The 15,558-nt window shown below is 54.3% G+C and carries 17 protein-coding genes and 1 pseudogene; 12 read left to right on the forward strand and 6 right to left on the reverse strand.

The genetic code is table 11. The features are described from left to right. Nucleotides 1-156 precede the first annotated feature (156 nt). Nucleotides 157-705: an outer membrane beta-barrel protein gene (locus KUC_RS14545; RefSeq protein WP_040481156.1), complete on the forward strand. Its 549-nt coding sequence runs from the start codon at nt 157-159 to the stop codon at nt 703-705. Nucleotides 706-887: 182 nt separating this feature from the next. On the opposite strand, the gene KUC_RS19430 is transcribed toward KUC_RS14545, so the two are convergent. Together KUC_RS19430 and KUC_RS19435 are read right to left on the reverse strand one after the other, a co-directional pair. Continuing rightward, nucleotides 888-1,172 (reverse strand): CopD family protein, encoded by a 285-nt coding sequence (locus KUC_RS19430; RefSeq protein ID WP_244264814.1) that lies wholly within the window; start codon nt 1,170-1,172, stop codon nt 888-890. Between the two features lie 182 nt (nt 1,173-1,354). Beyond that, nucleotides 1,355-1,576 (reverse strand): annotated as a pseudogene (locus KUC_RS19435) (NCS2 family permease); the annotation flags it as partial. A gap of 322 nt (nt 1,577-1,898) precedes the next feature. Between KUC_RS19435 and KUC_RS14555 the strand changes: the two are divergent. Next, entirely contained in the window at nt 1,899-2,093 is a 195-nt protein-coding gene (locus KUC_RS14555; RefSeq protein WP_007113978.1) for a cupin domain-containing protein, read from the forward strand. Between the two features lie 30 nt (nt 2,094-2,123). Here KUC_RS14555 and KUC_RS14560 read toward each other — a convergent pair whose 3' ends face one another. Both KUC_RS14560 and KUC_RS19440 read right to left on the reverse strand, forming a co-directional pair. Beyond that, entirely contained in the window at nt 2,124-2,885 is a 762-nt protein-coding gene (locus KUC_RS14560) for a DUF2182 domain-containing protein (RefSeq protein ID WP_007113979.1), read from the reverse strand. A 27-nt stretch (nt 2,886-2,912) separates the two neighbouring features. Beyond that, a complete protein-coding gene (locus KUC_RS19440) occupies nt 2,913-3,518 on the reverse strand; it encodes a DUF1326 domain-containing protein (RefSeq protein WP_007113980.1) in 606 nt (201 codons plus the stop codon). Between the two features lie 221 nt (nt 3,519-3,739). Here KUC_RS19440 and KUC_RS14570 point away from each other — a divergent pair, with 221 nt between their 5' ends. Then, nucleotides 3,740-5,689, forward strand: coding sequence for a winged helix-turn-helix domain-containing protein (locus KUC_RS14570; RefSeq protein WP_007113981.1), 1,950 nt, complete (start codon nt 3,740-3,742; stop codon nt 5,687-5,689). 31 nt (nt 5,690-5,720) lie between these two features. On the opposite strand, the gene KUC_RS19445 is transcribed toward KUC_RS14570, so the two are convergent. Continuing rightward, complete coding sequence (locus KUC_RS19445; protein ID WP_007113982.1) at nt 5,721-5,867, reverse strand: hypothetical protein; 147 nt, start codon at nt 5,865-5,867, stop codon at nt 5,721-5,723. 172 nt (nt 5,868-6,039) lie between these two features. Continuing rightward, nucleotides 6,040-6,462 (reverse strand): hypothetical protein, encoded by a 423-nt coding sequence (locus tag KUC_RS14575; protein WP_007113983.1) that lies wholly within the window; start codon nt 6,460-6,462, stop codon nt 6,040-6,042. Nucleotides 6,463-7,176: 714 nt separating this feature from the next. Here KUC_RS14575 and KUC_RS14580 point away from each other — a divergent pair. The 9 genes from KUC_RS14580 to KUC_RS14620 all read left to right on the forward strand — a co-directional run bounded on the left by KUC_RS14580 (nt 7,177) and on the right by KUC_RS14620 (nt 15,555). Next, nucleotides 7,177-8,364, forward strand: a complete 1,188-nt coding sequence (locus tag KUC_RS14580) for a peroxidase family protein (protein ID WP_208854498.1) — start codon at nt 7,177-7,179, stop codon at nt 8,362-8,364. Nucleotides 8,365-8,366: 2 nt separating this feature from the next. Beyond that, on the forward strand, nt 8,367-9,512 hold the full coding sequence (locus tag KUC_RS14585) for an HlyD family type I secretion periplasmic adaptor subunit (protein ID WP_007113985.1): 1,146 nt from the start codon (nt 8,367-8,369) through the stop codon (nt 9,510-9,512). 128 nt (nt 9,513-9,640) lie between these two features. Beyond that, nucleotides 9,641-10,333 carry a hypothetical protein gene (locus KUC_RS14590; RefSeq protein WP_040481162.1) on the forward strand — a complete coding sequence of 231 codons (693 nt, stop codon included), beginning with the start codon at nt 9,641-9,643 and terminating at the stop codon, nt 10,331-10,333. Between the two features lie 153 nt (nt 10,334-10,486). Beyond that, nucleotides 10,487-11,284 (forward strand): M48 family metallopeptidase, encoded by a 798-nt coding sequence (locus KUC_RS14595; protein ID WP_040481163.1) that lies wholly within the window; start codon nt 10,487-10,489, stop codon nt 11,282-11,284. A 215-nt stretch (nt 11,285-11,499) separates the two neighbouring features. Then, nucleotides 11,500-12,558 (forward strand): GGDEF domain-containing protein, encoded by a 1,059-nt coding sequence (locus tag KUC_RS14600; RefSeq protein ID WP_244264815.1) that lies wholly within the window; start codon nt 11,500-11,502, stop codon nt 12,556-12,558. 9 nt (nt 12,559-12,567) lie between these two features. Next, complete coding sequence (locus KUC_RS14605) at nt 12,568-12,969, forward strand: DUF2784 domain-containing protein (RefSeq protein WP_040481166.1); 402 nt, start codon at nt 12,568-12,570, stop codon at nt 12,967-12,969. A gap of 149 nt (nt 12,970-13,118) precedes the next feature. Further along, nucleotides 13,119-13,325, forward strand: a complete 207-nt coding sequence (locus KUC_RS14610; protein ID WP_040481168.1) for a ParD-like family protein — start codon at nt 13,119-13,121, stop codon at nt 13,323-13,325. Beyond that, nucleotides 13,318-14,103 carry a type I methionyl aminopeptidase gene (map, locus tag KUC_RS14615; RefSeq protein WP_007113992.1) on the forward strand — a complete coding sequence of 262 codons (786 nt, stop codon included), beginning with the start codon at nt 13,318-13,320 and terminating at the stop codon, nt 14,101-14,103. Before KUC_RS14610 ends, map begins: the two co-directional genes overlap by 8 nt. Before the next feature lie 87 nt (nt 14,104-14,190). Next, nucleotides 14,191-15,555, forward strand: coding sequence for a S8 family serine peptidase (locus tag KUC_RS14620; protein WP_040481170.1), 1,365 nt, complete (start codon nt 14,191-14,193; stop codon nt 15,553-15,555). Nucleotides 15,556-15,558: the final 3 nt, after the last annotated feature.

Raw genomic sequence — 15,558 nt, forward strand, 5'->3', positions numbered from 1 at the left:
GCTAACGCACAGACCCTGGGAGGTCAGGCCCTGAACATGAAGGTGCGGGTTCGCGTCGTTTGACCGCCATGGTATTGGTCGCGTCACTATCCGCGCTAGATAACTAATGGCGCATTATTGAAATACAATCTTAATAATGTCAGGAGGGATCTTCTCATGATTAGATTCAACACTGCAGCAATGGCTTTTTGTCTTTTCGGTGCACTGCCTATGGCAGCATCCGCCCAAACCTCAGAGTACGGTCCACAAGAGGGCGAACGTGAATTTTCGATCTCTGGAACCGGCAGTAACGATCGGAATTTCAATAGCGGAAACTTCGGCGTGACTGGCGATCTTGGTTGGTATCTGAGGGATAACATGGTTGCCGGTGTCCGGCAAAGCGTCAATTACGCCGATGTTGAAGGCGAAGGCGTCACAGATGATTTCTGGAACGGCTCAACCCGTGGTTACCTAAACTATCAGTTCCTTGATGGTCGTGCGCGGCCCTTCGTCGGTGCTAGCCTCGGTGGAGTCTATGGAGACGGTGTCAAGGACAGCGCCTTCGCGGGACTAGAAACGGGTATGAAATACTATGTTCTGCCCAAGACCTATTTCCTCGCCCGCGCCGAGTATCAGTTCCTATTCAGCGACACCAATGATGCCACCGATGCGTTTCAGGACGACGGGATCTGGGCTTATACGATTGGTCTGGGCTACAATTTCTGAACCATGTCAAGATGCCATCAACCGCCATGGCCATGTGGCTGGCTTGCATCTCTTGCGTGCGGATGGCATCGGCCTTGCGTCCCGGATAGCGTTGCTTGTAGCTATTAAGCTGGGCCCTTAACTACCCAAGGTGGATGTCCTATCCGTTTTGGATGATGTCACCCTTGTCAGCACCGCAGTGATCAGGAGGATAACCGCGACCAGCACCATCTCCAGCGCTGCAACCGTCGTGGGGCTGTTGCGGCGCCGCTCTCAAAGGCCGGTACAAGCCGCCACTTGTTTGCGGTAGCAGATAACAGCAGCACCGCGACAATCAATACCTTGCCGATCCAGAATTGTCCATATGCCGTGGTGAGCAGTGGCGTGAGACCGCCCGTTAGCAGCGTGGCCAAAGTGACACCCGCCAGTACCCACAAGCCAACTCCGCCCATCGCGACTAGGGCACTCAGGTAAACTCTGGCCGCCACGAGAATCATCGCTACGGTCTAGACATCGAGGCTATTTTCGGAGAACAACCAGACCACGGGTCAGGGCTCGACCGAGAAGTTAAAACCGTCGGATATCATGTGCCAAAAGCTAATGATTTCAGTATCTATAATATGTCCTGGTATTGCGTTAAAAGCCTTAAAATCATCATAAAAAAGAGGGATTAGTGCGTGGTGACCAGCGAGACCCACATGGCCGGTTTTGATCTCTTGGATGCTGCCGATGAAGAGCTTGATTAGCACGAAGCTGAGGAAGCCGAAGGCGATACCCAGGGTGATCGAGTAGGTCAGTGACATCAGGATGATGGCCAGAAAAGCTGGAAGGCTTGGTCGAATTTCGTCCACTCGACCTTGCTGGTCCGGGCCAGCATAAACAGCCCCAACAAGCCCCTTGGTTTACAAGAGCGTGGTTTACAAGAGCGTGGTTGGACGGTTTACCTTCCTCTTTACCCAGTCTTCCAGAGCGCTTTTTTATTTAGCTCCACCTTAAGTAAATGCGCAAATATTTTTATGTACGGCGCACCGTCTCCGTGCGATAGAACCGAGCCTGTGGTTGCGAGGATATGAGATAGGTCTCTGGGACTGCTCCAACGCGCGGAACGCCGCTGTTGTCGAAGTGCTAGCCGTGTTTATATAACTAGAATTACGCCATATCGTCTTCCGTCCAGTCATCTGCCCTTTGGCCTACGGGGCCAGTGAGGTAAGGATGTGATCGACCACGATTTTCTTTCCGAAATGCTGCGCAGCGTCCGTCTTTCCGGCGCAGTGTTCTTCGAGGTGGACGTGGCAGCGCCCTGGGTGGTGGCAGCGCCGCCCAAGGGAAAGCTTGCGCAGACCGTGGTGTCTGGCGCGCACGCGGGCGCTTTCCTCGGTCGGCATGAAGTTGACGTAGACGCCCGCTGAGTAAGGCGAAAGAGCCTCGCAAAGCATTATTTAATAGGCAGCAGACAGCAGCACGATGACGCCTGCACCGGCAAGCAGGCCCCCGCTGATCTGGCTAATCCGTTCTGCTTGGGGGAGTAGCTTCTCTGCCAGCAAATAAAGGGCTAGCCCAGCCATCCAAACCAGGCTCATGACGCCGCCTACGAACATCAGCAGCATCAAAGCCCAGCAGCAGCCGGTACAGTAAGCGCCATGTTTGATCCCCATGGTCAATGCTCCCGTTTTTCCTTCACGCCATTCGGTCATCAGAAAACTCAGCGGCGAGCGGCACTTGCTCAGGCAGGCCTGTTTAAGGTTGCTGAATTGGAAAACGCCTGCAGTCATCAGTAAGGTGCCCCCCAGTAGTGAGCTGACGTGCCCCATGGATGAACTCAGCAGAGCACTTTCATGCAAAGCCCACTGCATGACGGCGGCAGCAATCGCAAACGCGAGCCACACCGCAAGGTAACCAGACACAAATATCCAGGTAGCAGGAATTGCCCCACCTACGCGCTCGTGCTGCTGGTTAATCCGGAGGTAGGTGAGAATCATCGGGCCCGCGCTGGGCAGCATCATGGCCACCATCATCACGCTCCACATTAGGGTGGCCATGCCGAGTAAGCTCAGGTCGAGATTGCTTGCTCTGCCCATGCTCTCGTTCATCGGCATTGGCATGTGCAGGCCGTGCATAATCAGGTAACCCCACGCCAATATTGCCAGCGTCATCAGCGCCAACCAGGTCAATAAGCGCTCTCGGGCATGAAGGGTGCTCATCGTAAGTTCCATCGCCGTTACTCCCCCTCAGGGTCCGCTGTAAGCGAAGGGTGAATAAAAAGCGCTGCGTTCACTGAGATCAATGTCGATGCCGTGAGAACGATGCAACAACGACTGCGATCTTGCGACTACAAGCGTCTCGCCTGGAGCCACCGCCAGCGGATGATTGTGGATGGTAACCTCGGCCCCGTTCTGGCCCTCCAAAGCGGTGATTTCCGTTTCGGCGGATTCGCCGATTTTCAGCTGTCGGCGCCCCTTTTCCACTTCAAAATGGATGGGAAGGGACTCTACCGCGACAACCTCGCTGATGAACGATGCCAGCAGCGCCGGGTGCCCCCCGACCTGGCCGCCGAATATGCTGCTGAGTGCTTCCTGTTGACGAGCGTCTACTCGTTGGTCGATATAAAGCACCACTTTCCAGTTACCTTCAGCCATGTGGCCGGGGGAATGCAGGGCTATGGCGACATTCCTATCGCTGAGATCCACCTCTTCGAACAGGCCCTGGGTGATATGCCAGCCCACCAGCGCGGTACATTCGCCCTCGGTAGGATTGCCGAGGTAAATGCAGGGGCAGGCGCCTTTGCAATTACAGCTTTCGAGGTATTCGCCTCGTATGCTCCATTGATGACTCATGTCGAACTCCTCCTTGCGTCGTTGGGAGAATTTTGCGGTATTCGTCTTCTGTTAGATTCGGTATAGCGCTAAATGGCCTGCCAGGTGTGAGGAGCTGATGAGAATTACGTGAGAATTATTTCTAAAGTTCTAGCTGAGAGGACAGTTACTGCCTCGGCGGGTGTTTGAGACTATGCTGAACTTAGGTATCAGCCAGGCCTGAACACAAAGAGTAACCAGCCATGTGGCAATGGATGTCGGATGTGACGACCAGCCGGGTAGATAAGGTATTCGTTGGTCGCAACAGTGAGCTTGTTGCCCTGCGCGGCGTGCTTGCGATAACCGGGCCTCAGGTGGTGCATGTCTATGGTATTGCTGGCATCGGCAAGACGGCACTACTGGCCAGGTTGGCGACCGAGGCGAGAGACTTAGGCGCAAGCGTAATCCGGCTAGATTGTCGCCATATAGAGCCCACAGAACAGGGGTTTCTTCACGCGCTGGAAGGCACCATTGGTGGTGGTGATCCGGGGATGGATGCGCTCGTGGAAAGGTTGGGCTGGCTTGGGCCTAAGGTACTCATCGCCCTGGACACCTATGAAGTATTCAGACTACTCGATACCTGGCTGCGGCAGATATTTGTTCCGTTGTTACCGGACAATGTACGGATTCTCTTTTTTAGTCGCCAACGCCCTTTGGATAACTGGTTTTCGGCGCCGGGCTGGGGGCGATTAGTTCAGTGCGTGCCCGTACTGCCTTTGAGCCAGACGGAAGCAAAAGCGCTCCTGAGCATGCATGGCATAAAAGAAGAGGATGCTGTTTCCCTTGCTCGGGCCACCCATGGCCATCCGCTGGCGCTGACACTGGCGGCTACTGCCAGCCGGGAAAATCATGCCCGGTCATGGCCGCAAGAGACGGTGCTACAGCATGCGGTTGATGAGCTAAGCCGTATGTTTCTTGCTGATGTGGAAGATCCGGTGAGTCGGCATGTGCTGCAGGGTGCTGTGGTATTGCGCCGGGCCACCGTTACACTGTTACAGGCACTGTTTCCCGAATTTGCCCCTCAAGATGCCTACGAGCGGTTGCGCAGGTTGCCATTTGTGGAGGGTGTGCATGATGGATTGATTATCCATGAGGCTGTTCGTGACTCGCTTGCTCGCACCTTACATGCAAGCGACCCTAGCCGATATCTAGACTACCGGCGGTCAGCTTGGCGACAACTGGTTTCCGAGGCGCAATCCGCCGCCAGTGACGATCTCTGGCGCTACACTGCGGACATGCTCTATTTAATTGAAAACCCAGTGGTGCGTGAGGCCTTTTTTCCTACCGGTACAGCGCTTTACACGGTAGAAGTGGCACACCCTCAAGACACTGAATTACTTACCAGCATTGTCCGAACTCATGATGGACGTCAGGCCAGTGAGCTGCTTCTACAATGGTGGCGGCGCTTGCCGCAGACCTTTTCCATTGTGCGAGGGCAAACGGGGCAGGTTGAAGGTCTGTACTGCAAGCTGCGTTCCGACCAGATTGAACCCTCGTGGTTGTTCAATGACCCGGTGACAGCCCAGTGGTGTTCCCATATAGAACAGAACCCTATGCAGTCGGGGGAGGTGGCGCTATTTTGTCGCCGTTGGCTTAGCCTCAATGAGGGCGATTCACCCAGTGAAATACAGGCGGCAGTCTGGCTGGATCTTAAGCGTAGCTATATGGAACTGCGCCCTGATCTTCGCCGGGTCTATCTTACGGCTACCGACCTTGGCGCCTACAGCCAAGTGGCACAGCGACTGGGATTTGAAGTGCTTGCCGGGCGGGAAGTTGAGCTGGATGGTGTCAGTTATCCGAGTGCGGTGCTCGACTTCGGTCCAACGTCTGTGGATGGTTGGCTGACAGGGCTCGCCGCCGCAGAACTAGGAATAAAGCGTGCCCCTGCTTTGTTGGATGTAGAAGCCCGGCAGCTGATCTTGGCGGCAGGCCCCGTTGCTCTTACTCCGCTGGAGTTTGGCGTCATGCGGTACCTAACTGAACACCAAGGCAAAGCAGTGTCTCGCAGTGAGCTTTTGCAACATGTCTGGGGAACACATTATCAGGGAGGCAGCAATGTGGTTGATGCCATTGTGCGCACCTTGCGCCGCAAACTTGGCCACCAGTCTGCGCGGATCGAGACGTTGATAGGGGTGGGTTACCGGCTGCGATGATCGATTCGATCTATACGTTTCTCTCCGCTAATTAAACGGGGAGGTCGTCCACGGTATCTACCACTGCGGCATAAAGGTCTCTCGTTGAGGCTAACGCTCCCTCATGAACCGCTTGAGCAGATAACGCCTTGCCTTGGTCAGCTTGAAGTGAGCGGGTTGCCGTCGCGCTGGCGTACATGGTTTAGCTACTCCATTTCGCGTAATTCTATTAAAGCAATTGCCGATAATGAGAGTGCTTAACGCTCAATTGCGACCAGGCTTTCGCGACGGCTTTGTCGTCATATCAAGATGTACCCATCTAATAGGGTGCCCATGCGGGCTACTCTGATGTTAATTGATGAGCAGGGTGGCTATTCCATTCGTTCTATAAGGCGCAAAACCTCATGGTTCTGGGTTTTGGCGTTGGCATAGTAGATCGCTTGCATGAGTAAGTTATCGGCCTCGTTGGTGGCGATAGGGCTTGGCACCAGTATCGTGATGAGGTCGCGTCCAAGCTCATCCACATCAACCTCCAACGTGATGGCCGATTGTTGGCTGATGGGCTGACGAATAGCGTCGCGCAAATCCTTTAGGCTTCGCAGCGTGGTCAACAACCCAGTGACCACAATGGGGTCCGGCGTAAAGTCAACGTCAATAGGCGGATGATCATCCATCCCTAACGGGGACAGCCCTCCATTCATCCGGGTTGCCGCTTCACGATATACGGCAATGGCCGTGTCGACCGCCTGTATAAACAACTGGCTATCGTCGGCGTTAAGCGTTATTTGGGTCATGCGTCGCACCTTTATTCAGCTTAGGGTGGTCTGGCAGGGTCAGGCGTTCCTAGGAGGGTAGTCTCGATACTGAACTTTGTCGCTACATTGCGCAGCTCGCTATTCCACTCGCAAGTCTAGTAGTGGTTACGTCACGCGTTGCGCAAACGGTTCCCCAGGCAGAAACCCAACAGCCCTAACAACGTGATGTCAGCGGTTGTTTGGAGCGTCGCCGCCCAGCGCCTTGATTACGTCGAACAGCAATACGGGTGGGCTTAAGGCATCATCGTCAACGACGGGCATCGGTAAACTCGGTGACTAAATTTGGCTGGGACAGTGTATCTGCCATCGGTGGCTTCAGCGTAACGGTAAGCGTAATGGTGCGTTCCAAGATATGGAAGACAGACCCCCCCCCACCGTCACCAGAAAGTGGCCTACTTTCAGACAATAATACTTCGTTTCATTATAAAAACCCCATCCCTTTGAATGAGTGGTTCGGTCCTTATGGACTAGATTTCCCGAAGATAAATAATGGTTATTTTGAGGAGGCAATAAATTTTTCTTAATGTAATCTTTTGTAAGTAAAGGTTGTTAGAAGGTTCCGGAGACGGGGTGATCGTCGAATTGCGGCAACATGGATGTCGGCTTTGAAAGACAGAAAACAGCAGCCCGCTGGTGAAGTTTATGGGGCCGCCAAATAACGTATCGTTTAACAAGAATAAGTAGCAGAGCCCTGTGAAGGAGGAGCTCGACACGCTGCTCGCCTCGTACGGTGTCGAGATGGATGGCGTCAGCGTCATGCTACCGAACGTGTCTCCGGACGAGGGACTCTCGGCGTCCTACAATTCCGTTTTCACGCTGTTCGGCCAGTTCTTCGACCACGGGCTCGATCTGGTCGCGAAAGGGGGCAACGGCACGATCTACATGCCGCTGTCGCCGGACGACCCGCTGTACAACCCTGATAGCCCCAATACCAACTTTATGGTGTTGACGCGCGCTACCACTGATGATGCGGCGGGCAATGTCACCACGCCGTGGGTGGATCAGAACCAGACCTACACATCGCATCCGTCGCACCAGGTCTTTCTGCGTGAATACGCGATGGTCGATGGTCGGCCCGTGGCGACCGGTAATTTGCTCGACGGCGAGCGCGGCCTGCCCACCTGGGCTGACATCAAGGCTCAGGCGCGCACGCTGCTCGGCATCGAGCTGACGGATAAGGATGTGGGTGCCGTACCGCTGGTGGCTGTGGATCCCTACGGCGAGTTTCTGCGTGGCGAGAACGAGCTCCCCCAACTGATCACCGGCTTTGACGGCGCGGGCAACCCCATTTTAACCGAGGGCGATCTGGCCAACCCAGTCGACCCGTCGGAGGTCGGAGCAGGACGCGCCGGCGTAGCTTTCCTTGACGACATCAACCGTGAGGCGGTGCCCGTGCTCTCGGTGGATGGCGAGTTGCAGCCCGACGACGATTCAGAGCCCGGCTACAGCGGCGAGTTCGGCGCCCGTGGTGAGCAGACCTCTTATGATAACGAGCTGCTGGACGCACACTACATCACCGGTGACGGCCGCGGGAACGAAAACATCGGCCTGACCTCGATCCATCACATCTTCCACTCCGAGCACAACCGACTCGTCAAGCAAGTGAAGGAGGTGGCGCTGGAGAGCGGCGACCTTGATTTCCTGAACCAATGGTTGAGCGGCCCGGAACTCACCTCGTGGCCCAGCTCGTCCGAGATCGAGGCGCTATCCTGGGACGGCGAGCGAATATTCCAGGCAGCTCGCTTCACCACCGAGATGGAGTACCAGCACCTCGTCTTCGAGGAGTTCGCACGCAAGATCCAGCCGGATATCGACATCTTCATGGTGCAGCCCGACGCAGCGCTCAACTCAGTGGGGCCGTCATCGCGCAAGGATCCGTGACGGTGGACCAGAACCTTAAGTTGATACAACATCGTGACGGCGGCATTGTCGGCGAGATTGCCATAAGGGAAGGGGACTTCGTTCGAGCTGGAGACGTGCTGCTGCGGCTCGAAGACACACAGACGAAAGCTGAGCTTTCGATCGTGCGTTCTAAACTCGTGGAATTGGCCATCAGGAGAGCGCGCCTTCTGGCAGAGCGGGACGGGCTTGCGGCAATCGAGTTCCCGTCCGATTTGAACGCAGATGACTCTCCAGATGTCTTCCTCGGCGAGACACGACTCTTCGATGGCAATCGTACAAATCGTCAAAGTAAGCAGCAGCAGCTCGAGCTCAGCGTCGAGCAAATCGAAGAGGAAATTAAGGGGCTGGAATCGCAGCGGCAATCGAAAGACGAGGAATTCCGTCTAGTTCAGACCGAATACGAAGGGAATAAAGGCCTCGCTGACAGAGGGCTGATCGCACGAACACTTCTCGTTCCGATGGCGCGTTATAGAGCACGAATTTCGGGTGAACGCGGTGAGATCCACGCATCCATCGCCAGAGCGAGAACTCGCATAAGTGAAATTCGACTCCAGATTATTGCGATCGACGAGGAGGCCCGTACTGAGGCGCAGCGGGAATTAAGCGCCGTGGATGCGGAATTTTCGGAGTTGCGCGACCGGCGCATCGCCATCGAGGATCGGTTGGAACGAACGGATATTCGCGCTCCTATTTCTGGAACCGTTAATGAGCTGAACATCCATACGGTAGGAGGCGTGATCACGCCGGCTGAAGAGCTTGTCACCATTGTTCCGGAAGACGCCAAATTAAAGGTCGAGGTGAAACTTGCTCCGATAACCATCGATCAAGTCTGGGTCGGCCAGCCGGTCAGGCTCCGTTTCACTGCCTTCAACCAAAGAACGACACCGGAGCTCAAAGGCGAGGTCGTCTATGTCTCCGCAGCGACGACACGCGACGACACGACTGGCGAGGTCTACTACCTGGGCGATGTCGACGTTTCTGCAGAAGAGCTTGAGAAGCTTGGTGTTACCACGCTGCTGCCTGGTATGCCAGTCGAAGTCTTTATCACTACCGAAGAACGCACCGCACTGACGTATTTTATTAAGCCTATCACTGACCAGTTCAGCAGGGCCTTCCGAGAAGAGTAAAGCATAGTCCGCCTCTAGCCGAATCAGGAACTTTCCTCCATATTAACAACGGGTCAGATGATGACCCGTTGACGTATATACGTTCGCTACTATATTAGCGATAACGCTTAAGCGAGAGGATTGCACCAATGACAGGGGCTAATAAACCATCAACGACGGGATTGTTGCGCGATAATCGCGTAAAGGTGATCTTGGTCATCGCGATTATTGCGGTGGTCTGGGCCTTTGTGGCGCACACCATTGCAGGATCGCGACAAGACAATTTGGAAGCGCTCGAAGCGCGGCTGGCCGAAACTGAGCGAGAGCATCAACAGATTCAGGCGGAGATGTCTGAGGTTGAAGCTGCGGAGCTTGATTTAGCAACACTGCAGCAGAGAATGAACGCTCTTGAGGTTGAGCAAGCTGATGCTGAAGCCGAGCTAGCTTCGACGCGAGCCGACATTGCCCATGCTGAAGAAGATTTGAATGCTTTACGGGGTGATCGTGAAACCCGCAAAGAAGAAGTGGCCACCCTCAACGAGCAGGTAGACGAACGGCAGAGCCGCCTTGACGAGTTGAATGAGACATACGCCGAGGTAGAAAAAGAGAAAGAAGAAGCCGAAGCCGCCCGCAATGCCGCTCAACAGTCGCGTCAAGACGCAGTAGAGGCCCGCAGGCAAGCTGAAGAAGACCTTGAAGCGCTAAACGCCGAGGTTGAAGAGGCGAATACACAACTTGGCGCAGTGGGTGAGCAGCTAAGTGATTTAGAGGCAACGCGTGATGCGCTCACCATTGAAATCAACTCACTCAGAGTGATGCGCGACGAAGCGCAAACGCCTTAGGGCTTGCTAGAGCTTGTGCCGAGCTGGATTATGATCGCCTGTTTGCAGCCTACGATAACGATCGGCGCTAGCGTTGGTGAGCGCGACGAGCGCCACGCCTGCGAAGCGCCTTACACTCTACTGCACGTTTCTTAATCCAGGCGATACTATCCGATGCATCGGCGATTTCTGTTACCTCTTTTCCTCTTGGGGCTGCTGGCCTCTCTGGCTGGCTGCGGGGAAACGCCCACCGGGCGCTCCCAGCTGGCGTTAGTGCCAAACTCGTTAATGGCTGAGATGGGGGGAGACGCCTTTAATCAGCTACGCAATAGCCAGCCGCTCAATCGCGATACGCAGGCTAATCAATTGGTGCAGTGCGTGACCGAAAAAGTGGTGGCTGGCGCTGAGGCAAGCTACCCAGGGCTCGCTTTCCCCGAACGCTGGGAAGTGGTGGTTTTTGAGGATGCTTCCCCCAATGCGTTTGCTCTGCCCGGTGGACGTATAGGGGTGCATAGCGGCCTGCTGCGGGTGGCTGAAACTCCCGCCCAGCTAGCGGCGGTGATTGGGCACGAGGTGGGCCATGTGCTGGCGGATCATGGCAATGAGCGGCTTACCCAGCAGCTGGGCATTAAAGCCATGTTCTTGGTGGTGGGGTTATTAGGGGAAGAGGAATTTGGCAACCAGCAGTTAATGCAGGCCTTGGGTATCGGCGCCCAGTTGGGTATAAGCCTTCCTTTCAGCCGTACCCATGAGGAGGAGGCTGATTTGATGGGCCTTGAGATTATGGCCCGTGCCGGGTTTGATCCGCAGCAAAGTGTGGCCCTGTGGCGCAACATGGCCGCTGTTGGCGGCGACCAGCCGCCGGAGTTTCTTTCTACTCATCCCGCTCATGAGTCCCGCATCCGGGCATTACAGCAAGGGTTGGAAAAGGCCACAACCACTTATCGCACGGTTACGCCTGCGGAATGTTGAGATGAGTGGTAGCGCGTTGTTGATAAAATTAAAAAATTGCTATGTGACGTCGGGAGTGCGGTGCTGTGCCATTACGGGAAAAAAAGTATCAGGTGCATGGGTTAACAGGGCAATTTTGCGACGCTAGCAGTGAGTTGATGTATCGGCGGACTATCCAGGAAAGTGTGAGGCTTGAGTTCAGCCTTGCCGTGAGCGTTGCGGCATGTGTCTTTGGCATGTTTGTGATTTCGGACTACTACCTGCTGGGGCTTACCCGGTCGTTCTATCTGCTGCTTACCATGCGAATAGTGGTGGTGAGCCTTTGTCTATTGATAGCCTTCGTGGTGCGGCGTTGGAGTGGAAACGATTACCGTGTCTGGTTGCACGCCTTGCCGCTATGGGTCTTTGCCACAGGCATTATTTTGATTGTACCTCTACGGCCTGAAAGCTTATCCACACAAATTACCGCCGTGGCGGTCGCCACCATGGGGTTCTATCTCCTGATCCCTAATCGACTTACCGTGGTGACAGCTGCCAGCCTCTATTTAAATATTGGCTTTCTAGTGTCTGCGGTGCTGTTCGCGGGACTGACCCCGATAGGAATGCTTTTGCTCGCTGTTTTGCTGGGTATGAGCAATGTGGTGGGGTTCTTTGCCTTGCTACGCCTGGAAAGACTGCAACGTAAGCAGTATGCAATGCTTTATGAGGAGCGTGATCAAAACCGACAGTTGCATAATGAGATCGCTCACCGACAATCACTGGAAGAGCAATTGCGGATAGCCGCTGAGCGGGATGCGCTGACCAATCTCAATAATCGTGGCCATTTTATGAAACTGGCTAAGGGGCTATTAAAGCGTTCCCAATACGAAAAGGTGCCGTTTAGCCTGTTTATGATCGATGTGGATCACTTCAAGAGCATTAATGATACCTGGGGGCATAGCCACGGGGATTGGGTGCTAACAAAGATCGCAGGGGTTTGCGCAGAGTCTCTGCGCCCATCGGATGTGATAGGACGTTTTGGCGGTGAAGAGTTTGTCGTGGCGTTGCCGAACACCAGCCCAAGCGAAGCACAAATGATTGCGGAGCGCCTGAAAATGAAGGTCGCCGAGCTGTCTTCAATGGAAGAAATGAGCAAACTGAATCCAAGTATCACCATCGGTGTGGCTGCAACGAGTGCTGATGATGTCGGCCTTGAGTCTCTTATCACGCGTGCGGATCAGATGCTTTACGTTGGCAAGCGCGGAGGAAGGAACCAGGTAGTGGTATGCCGTGATGCACGCTCTGACAGCAGTTAGCTGTTCCCTATGCCCCCATCACTGCTCCTTTTGCTCGCCGACACACTACTAATTCTCCACGTGCTATTCGTGGCCTTTGTGGTGCTCGGCTTATTCGCAGTGTACACAGGTTATTTCCTGAACTGGCAGTGGGTGCGCAATCGGGTGTTTCGCATCGTGCATCTGTGCGCCATAGGCTATGTGGTGATTCAAGTCTGGCTGGGGGTAGTTTGCCCGTTAACCGTCTGGGAAATGGCGCTCAGAGCAGAGGCGGGCGCTGCTACCTATTCCGGCTCATTCATTCAGCACTGGCTGCATAGCCTGCTCTATTTCACTTTGCCGGAGTGGGTGTTTGTGGTGGTTTACACGCTATTCGGTAGCTTGGTGTTGGCCAGTTGGTTTGTCGTGCGTCCAAATGCGCGCTCTCGTTAATTTCTTCACAGATCGGTATCTTTTTTAGCTAGCCAAGCGCTAGGTATCGGTGGGGCTCCTTGCGCATTGGCAGGTAAGCTTGTCGCTTTATTCTTTGCGATATATGATTCGTATGCATTTTATATTCGTTTCATATATTGGGTGATGTGATGGGTATCGTTAAGATCAATGACCAGTTGCATGAAGATATTCGTAGGGCGAGTACCGTCATGGTGCGTTCAATCAACGCCCAGGCAGAGTACTGGATGAAGGTTGGTATGTTGGCTGAGGCTAATCCGAGTATGACTTTCTCTGACATTATGCGTGAGCAAATGAAGCAAGCTGATGTAGATGTAAGGAAGGTGATCGGTGGGTGAGGTAACTCTGAAAAGCGAAGAGGAGCTGAGCGTAATGCGTGAAGCCGGGCGGCTACTCGCATTGGTTTTTAGCCATCTTGATAAGCAAATAGTGCCCGGTATATCCACCATGGACATTAATAATTGGGCCGAAAGATACATCGTGGACGATTTGCAGGCCCGTCCCGCTAGCCAGGGGCAGTACGATTACCAGTTCGTGTTAAATGCATCAGTTAATCACGTGGTGTGTCACGGGATTCCATCTGAAACGCAAACGCTTAAATCAGGCGATATTGTTAATGTCGATATTACCCTGGAAAAAGGCGGCTTTATTGCTGATTCCAGCAAGATGTACCTGATCGGCGACGTTACACCCTACGCAAAGCGGCTGGTGGATAAAACCTACGAAGCCATGTGGCAAGGCATACACGCAGTCAAGCCCGGTGCCACGTTGGGTGATGTGGGGTATGCCATCCAGCAACATGCCGAAAATCACGGCTACTCTGTTGTGCGAGAGTATTGCGGCCATGGAATTGGCCGGGAAATGCATGAAGAGCCCCAGGTGCTGCATTATGGAAAGAAAGGCAGAGGTTTGGTTTTAAAAGAAGGGATGGTGTTTACCATCGAGCCGATGATTAATCAGGGTAGGGCCAAGATAAAAACCAAGCGAGATGGCTGGACGGTAGTGACTAGTGACAAGACATTGTCAGCTCAGTGGGAGCATACAGTTGCGGTCACATCCAGCGGTTTTGAAGTGCTCACACTTAGGGATGAAGAGCTTGGTCAACCTGGGTTTTAATCAATCTGGCGAAGATCATTAGGTGCGTTAAGCTGAAAGCAGCAGTATTTCAATATTTCTGTCCAGCCAAACGAAAAGGGATCTACGATGGCTAAAACACCTAAAGGTACCGGCAGCGGTAGCACGCCGCCTGGCCCGAGCGGCTCACTTAACTCGGTCTCCTGCAGCACCGAAAAACTCCTGTTGGCAGCGCTGGAGCGTGGCGGCAGCTGCCTTGAAACGGGACGCTTTCTTATCAGTTATCGTGAGGGAAGAGTAGAGGAGGGCATCAAGGCGCTAAAGGCTCAGAACTTTCGGGTGGCCGATGCCCGTGACTTTACCGATCAGGCCGTCAGCCTGGAAGACACTGGGGACGCAGAGGCGTTGGTGTTCCCGGAGCTGGGTGTCGCGCTGGTTGGCGGTGACGCCTTAGAGCAGCACGGGATGAGTGTTTTTGACAAAATTTCAGCGGATAGTCCGATAGAAATTATTGAGCCAGAGTATTTTGCGTTTTCTGAAAGCTCTGATTTTAAAGGCTCTGATTTTAAAAGCTCTGATTCTAGAAATGCTGACTACCTGCGGGGCTTTTTGCGCGCAGCGAGTACTATCGCGCGCGATCTTGGCGTTGAACTTGATAGTAACGAGCGCAAAGAATCGCATGAGACGGACGCGCCTGAGGTGACTTGGGGGCTGAATCAATGCAATGTCCCGCAAAGCCGTTGGAGTGGTTCGGGCATTAAAGTCGCCGTGCTGGATACCGGTATGGATCTTGGCCACCCGGATTACGCTGGCAGGGAGTTTGTTACCCGATCCTTCGTTGGGGAACCGGTTCAGGATCTCAATGGGCATGGCACGCACTGCATAGGTACGGCTTGTGGGCCAAAAGCGCCTTCCGAAAGTACTTCACGTTACGGTATCGCGTTCGATGCTCAGGTGTTGGTTGGCAAGGTGCTGACCAACTCAGGTAGTAGTACCGGGGCAGGTGTGCTCGCAGGCTTGAACTGGGCCATTGCCAATCGGTGTGAAGTGATCTCGATGTCGCTGGGTAGCCAAAGCCCAGTGCAAGCAGCCTACACCCACGCTGGCGCTGCGGCACTTCGTAATGGATGCCTGATTATTGCCGCCGCAGGCAATTCTTCTGCAAGCACTGGCGCGCCTGCCAATTCACCCACGGTGATGTCTGTGGCGTCTGTCGATTCAAACCTGAAGCCTTCCAGTTTCTCAAATCATGGCAAGATTGAGATTGCCGCACCGGGGCGCGATATCTTCTCTTCATGGCCTCGGCCCACACGCCATAAAACGATTAGCGGCACCAGCATGGCAGCGCCGCATGTGGCAGGCTGCGCAGCCCTCTGGGCAGAGTCCGACGCCTCACTGCGGGGAGTGAAGCTGTGGCAACAACTGGTGGCTTCGGTAAAAGGGCTGCCATCGCCTGAGCCCCGCGTTGGCGCGGGTTTAGTACAAGCACCTTAATAA

Origin of the sequence: Vreelandella boliviensis LC1, assembly GCF_000236035.1 — a bacterium.
GTDB classification, from domain to species: Bacteria; Pseudomonadota; Gammaproteobacteria; order Pseudomonadales; family Halomonadaceae; genus Vreelandella; species Vreelandella boliviensis.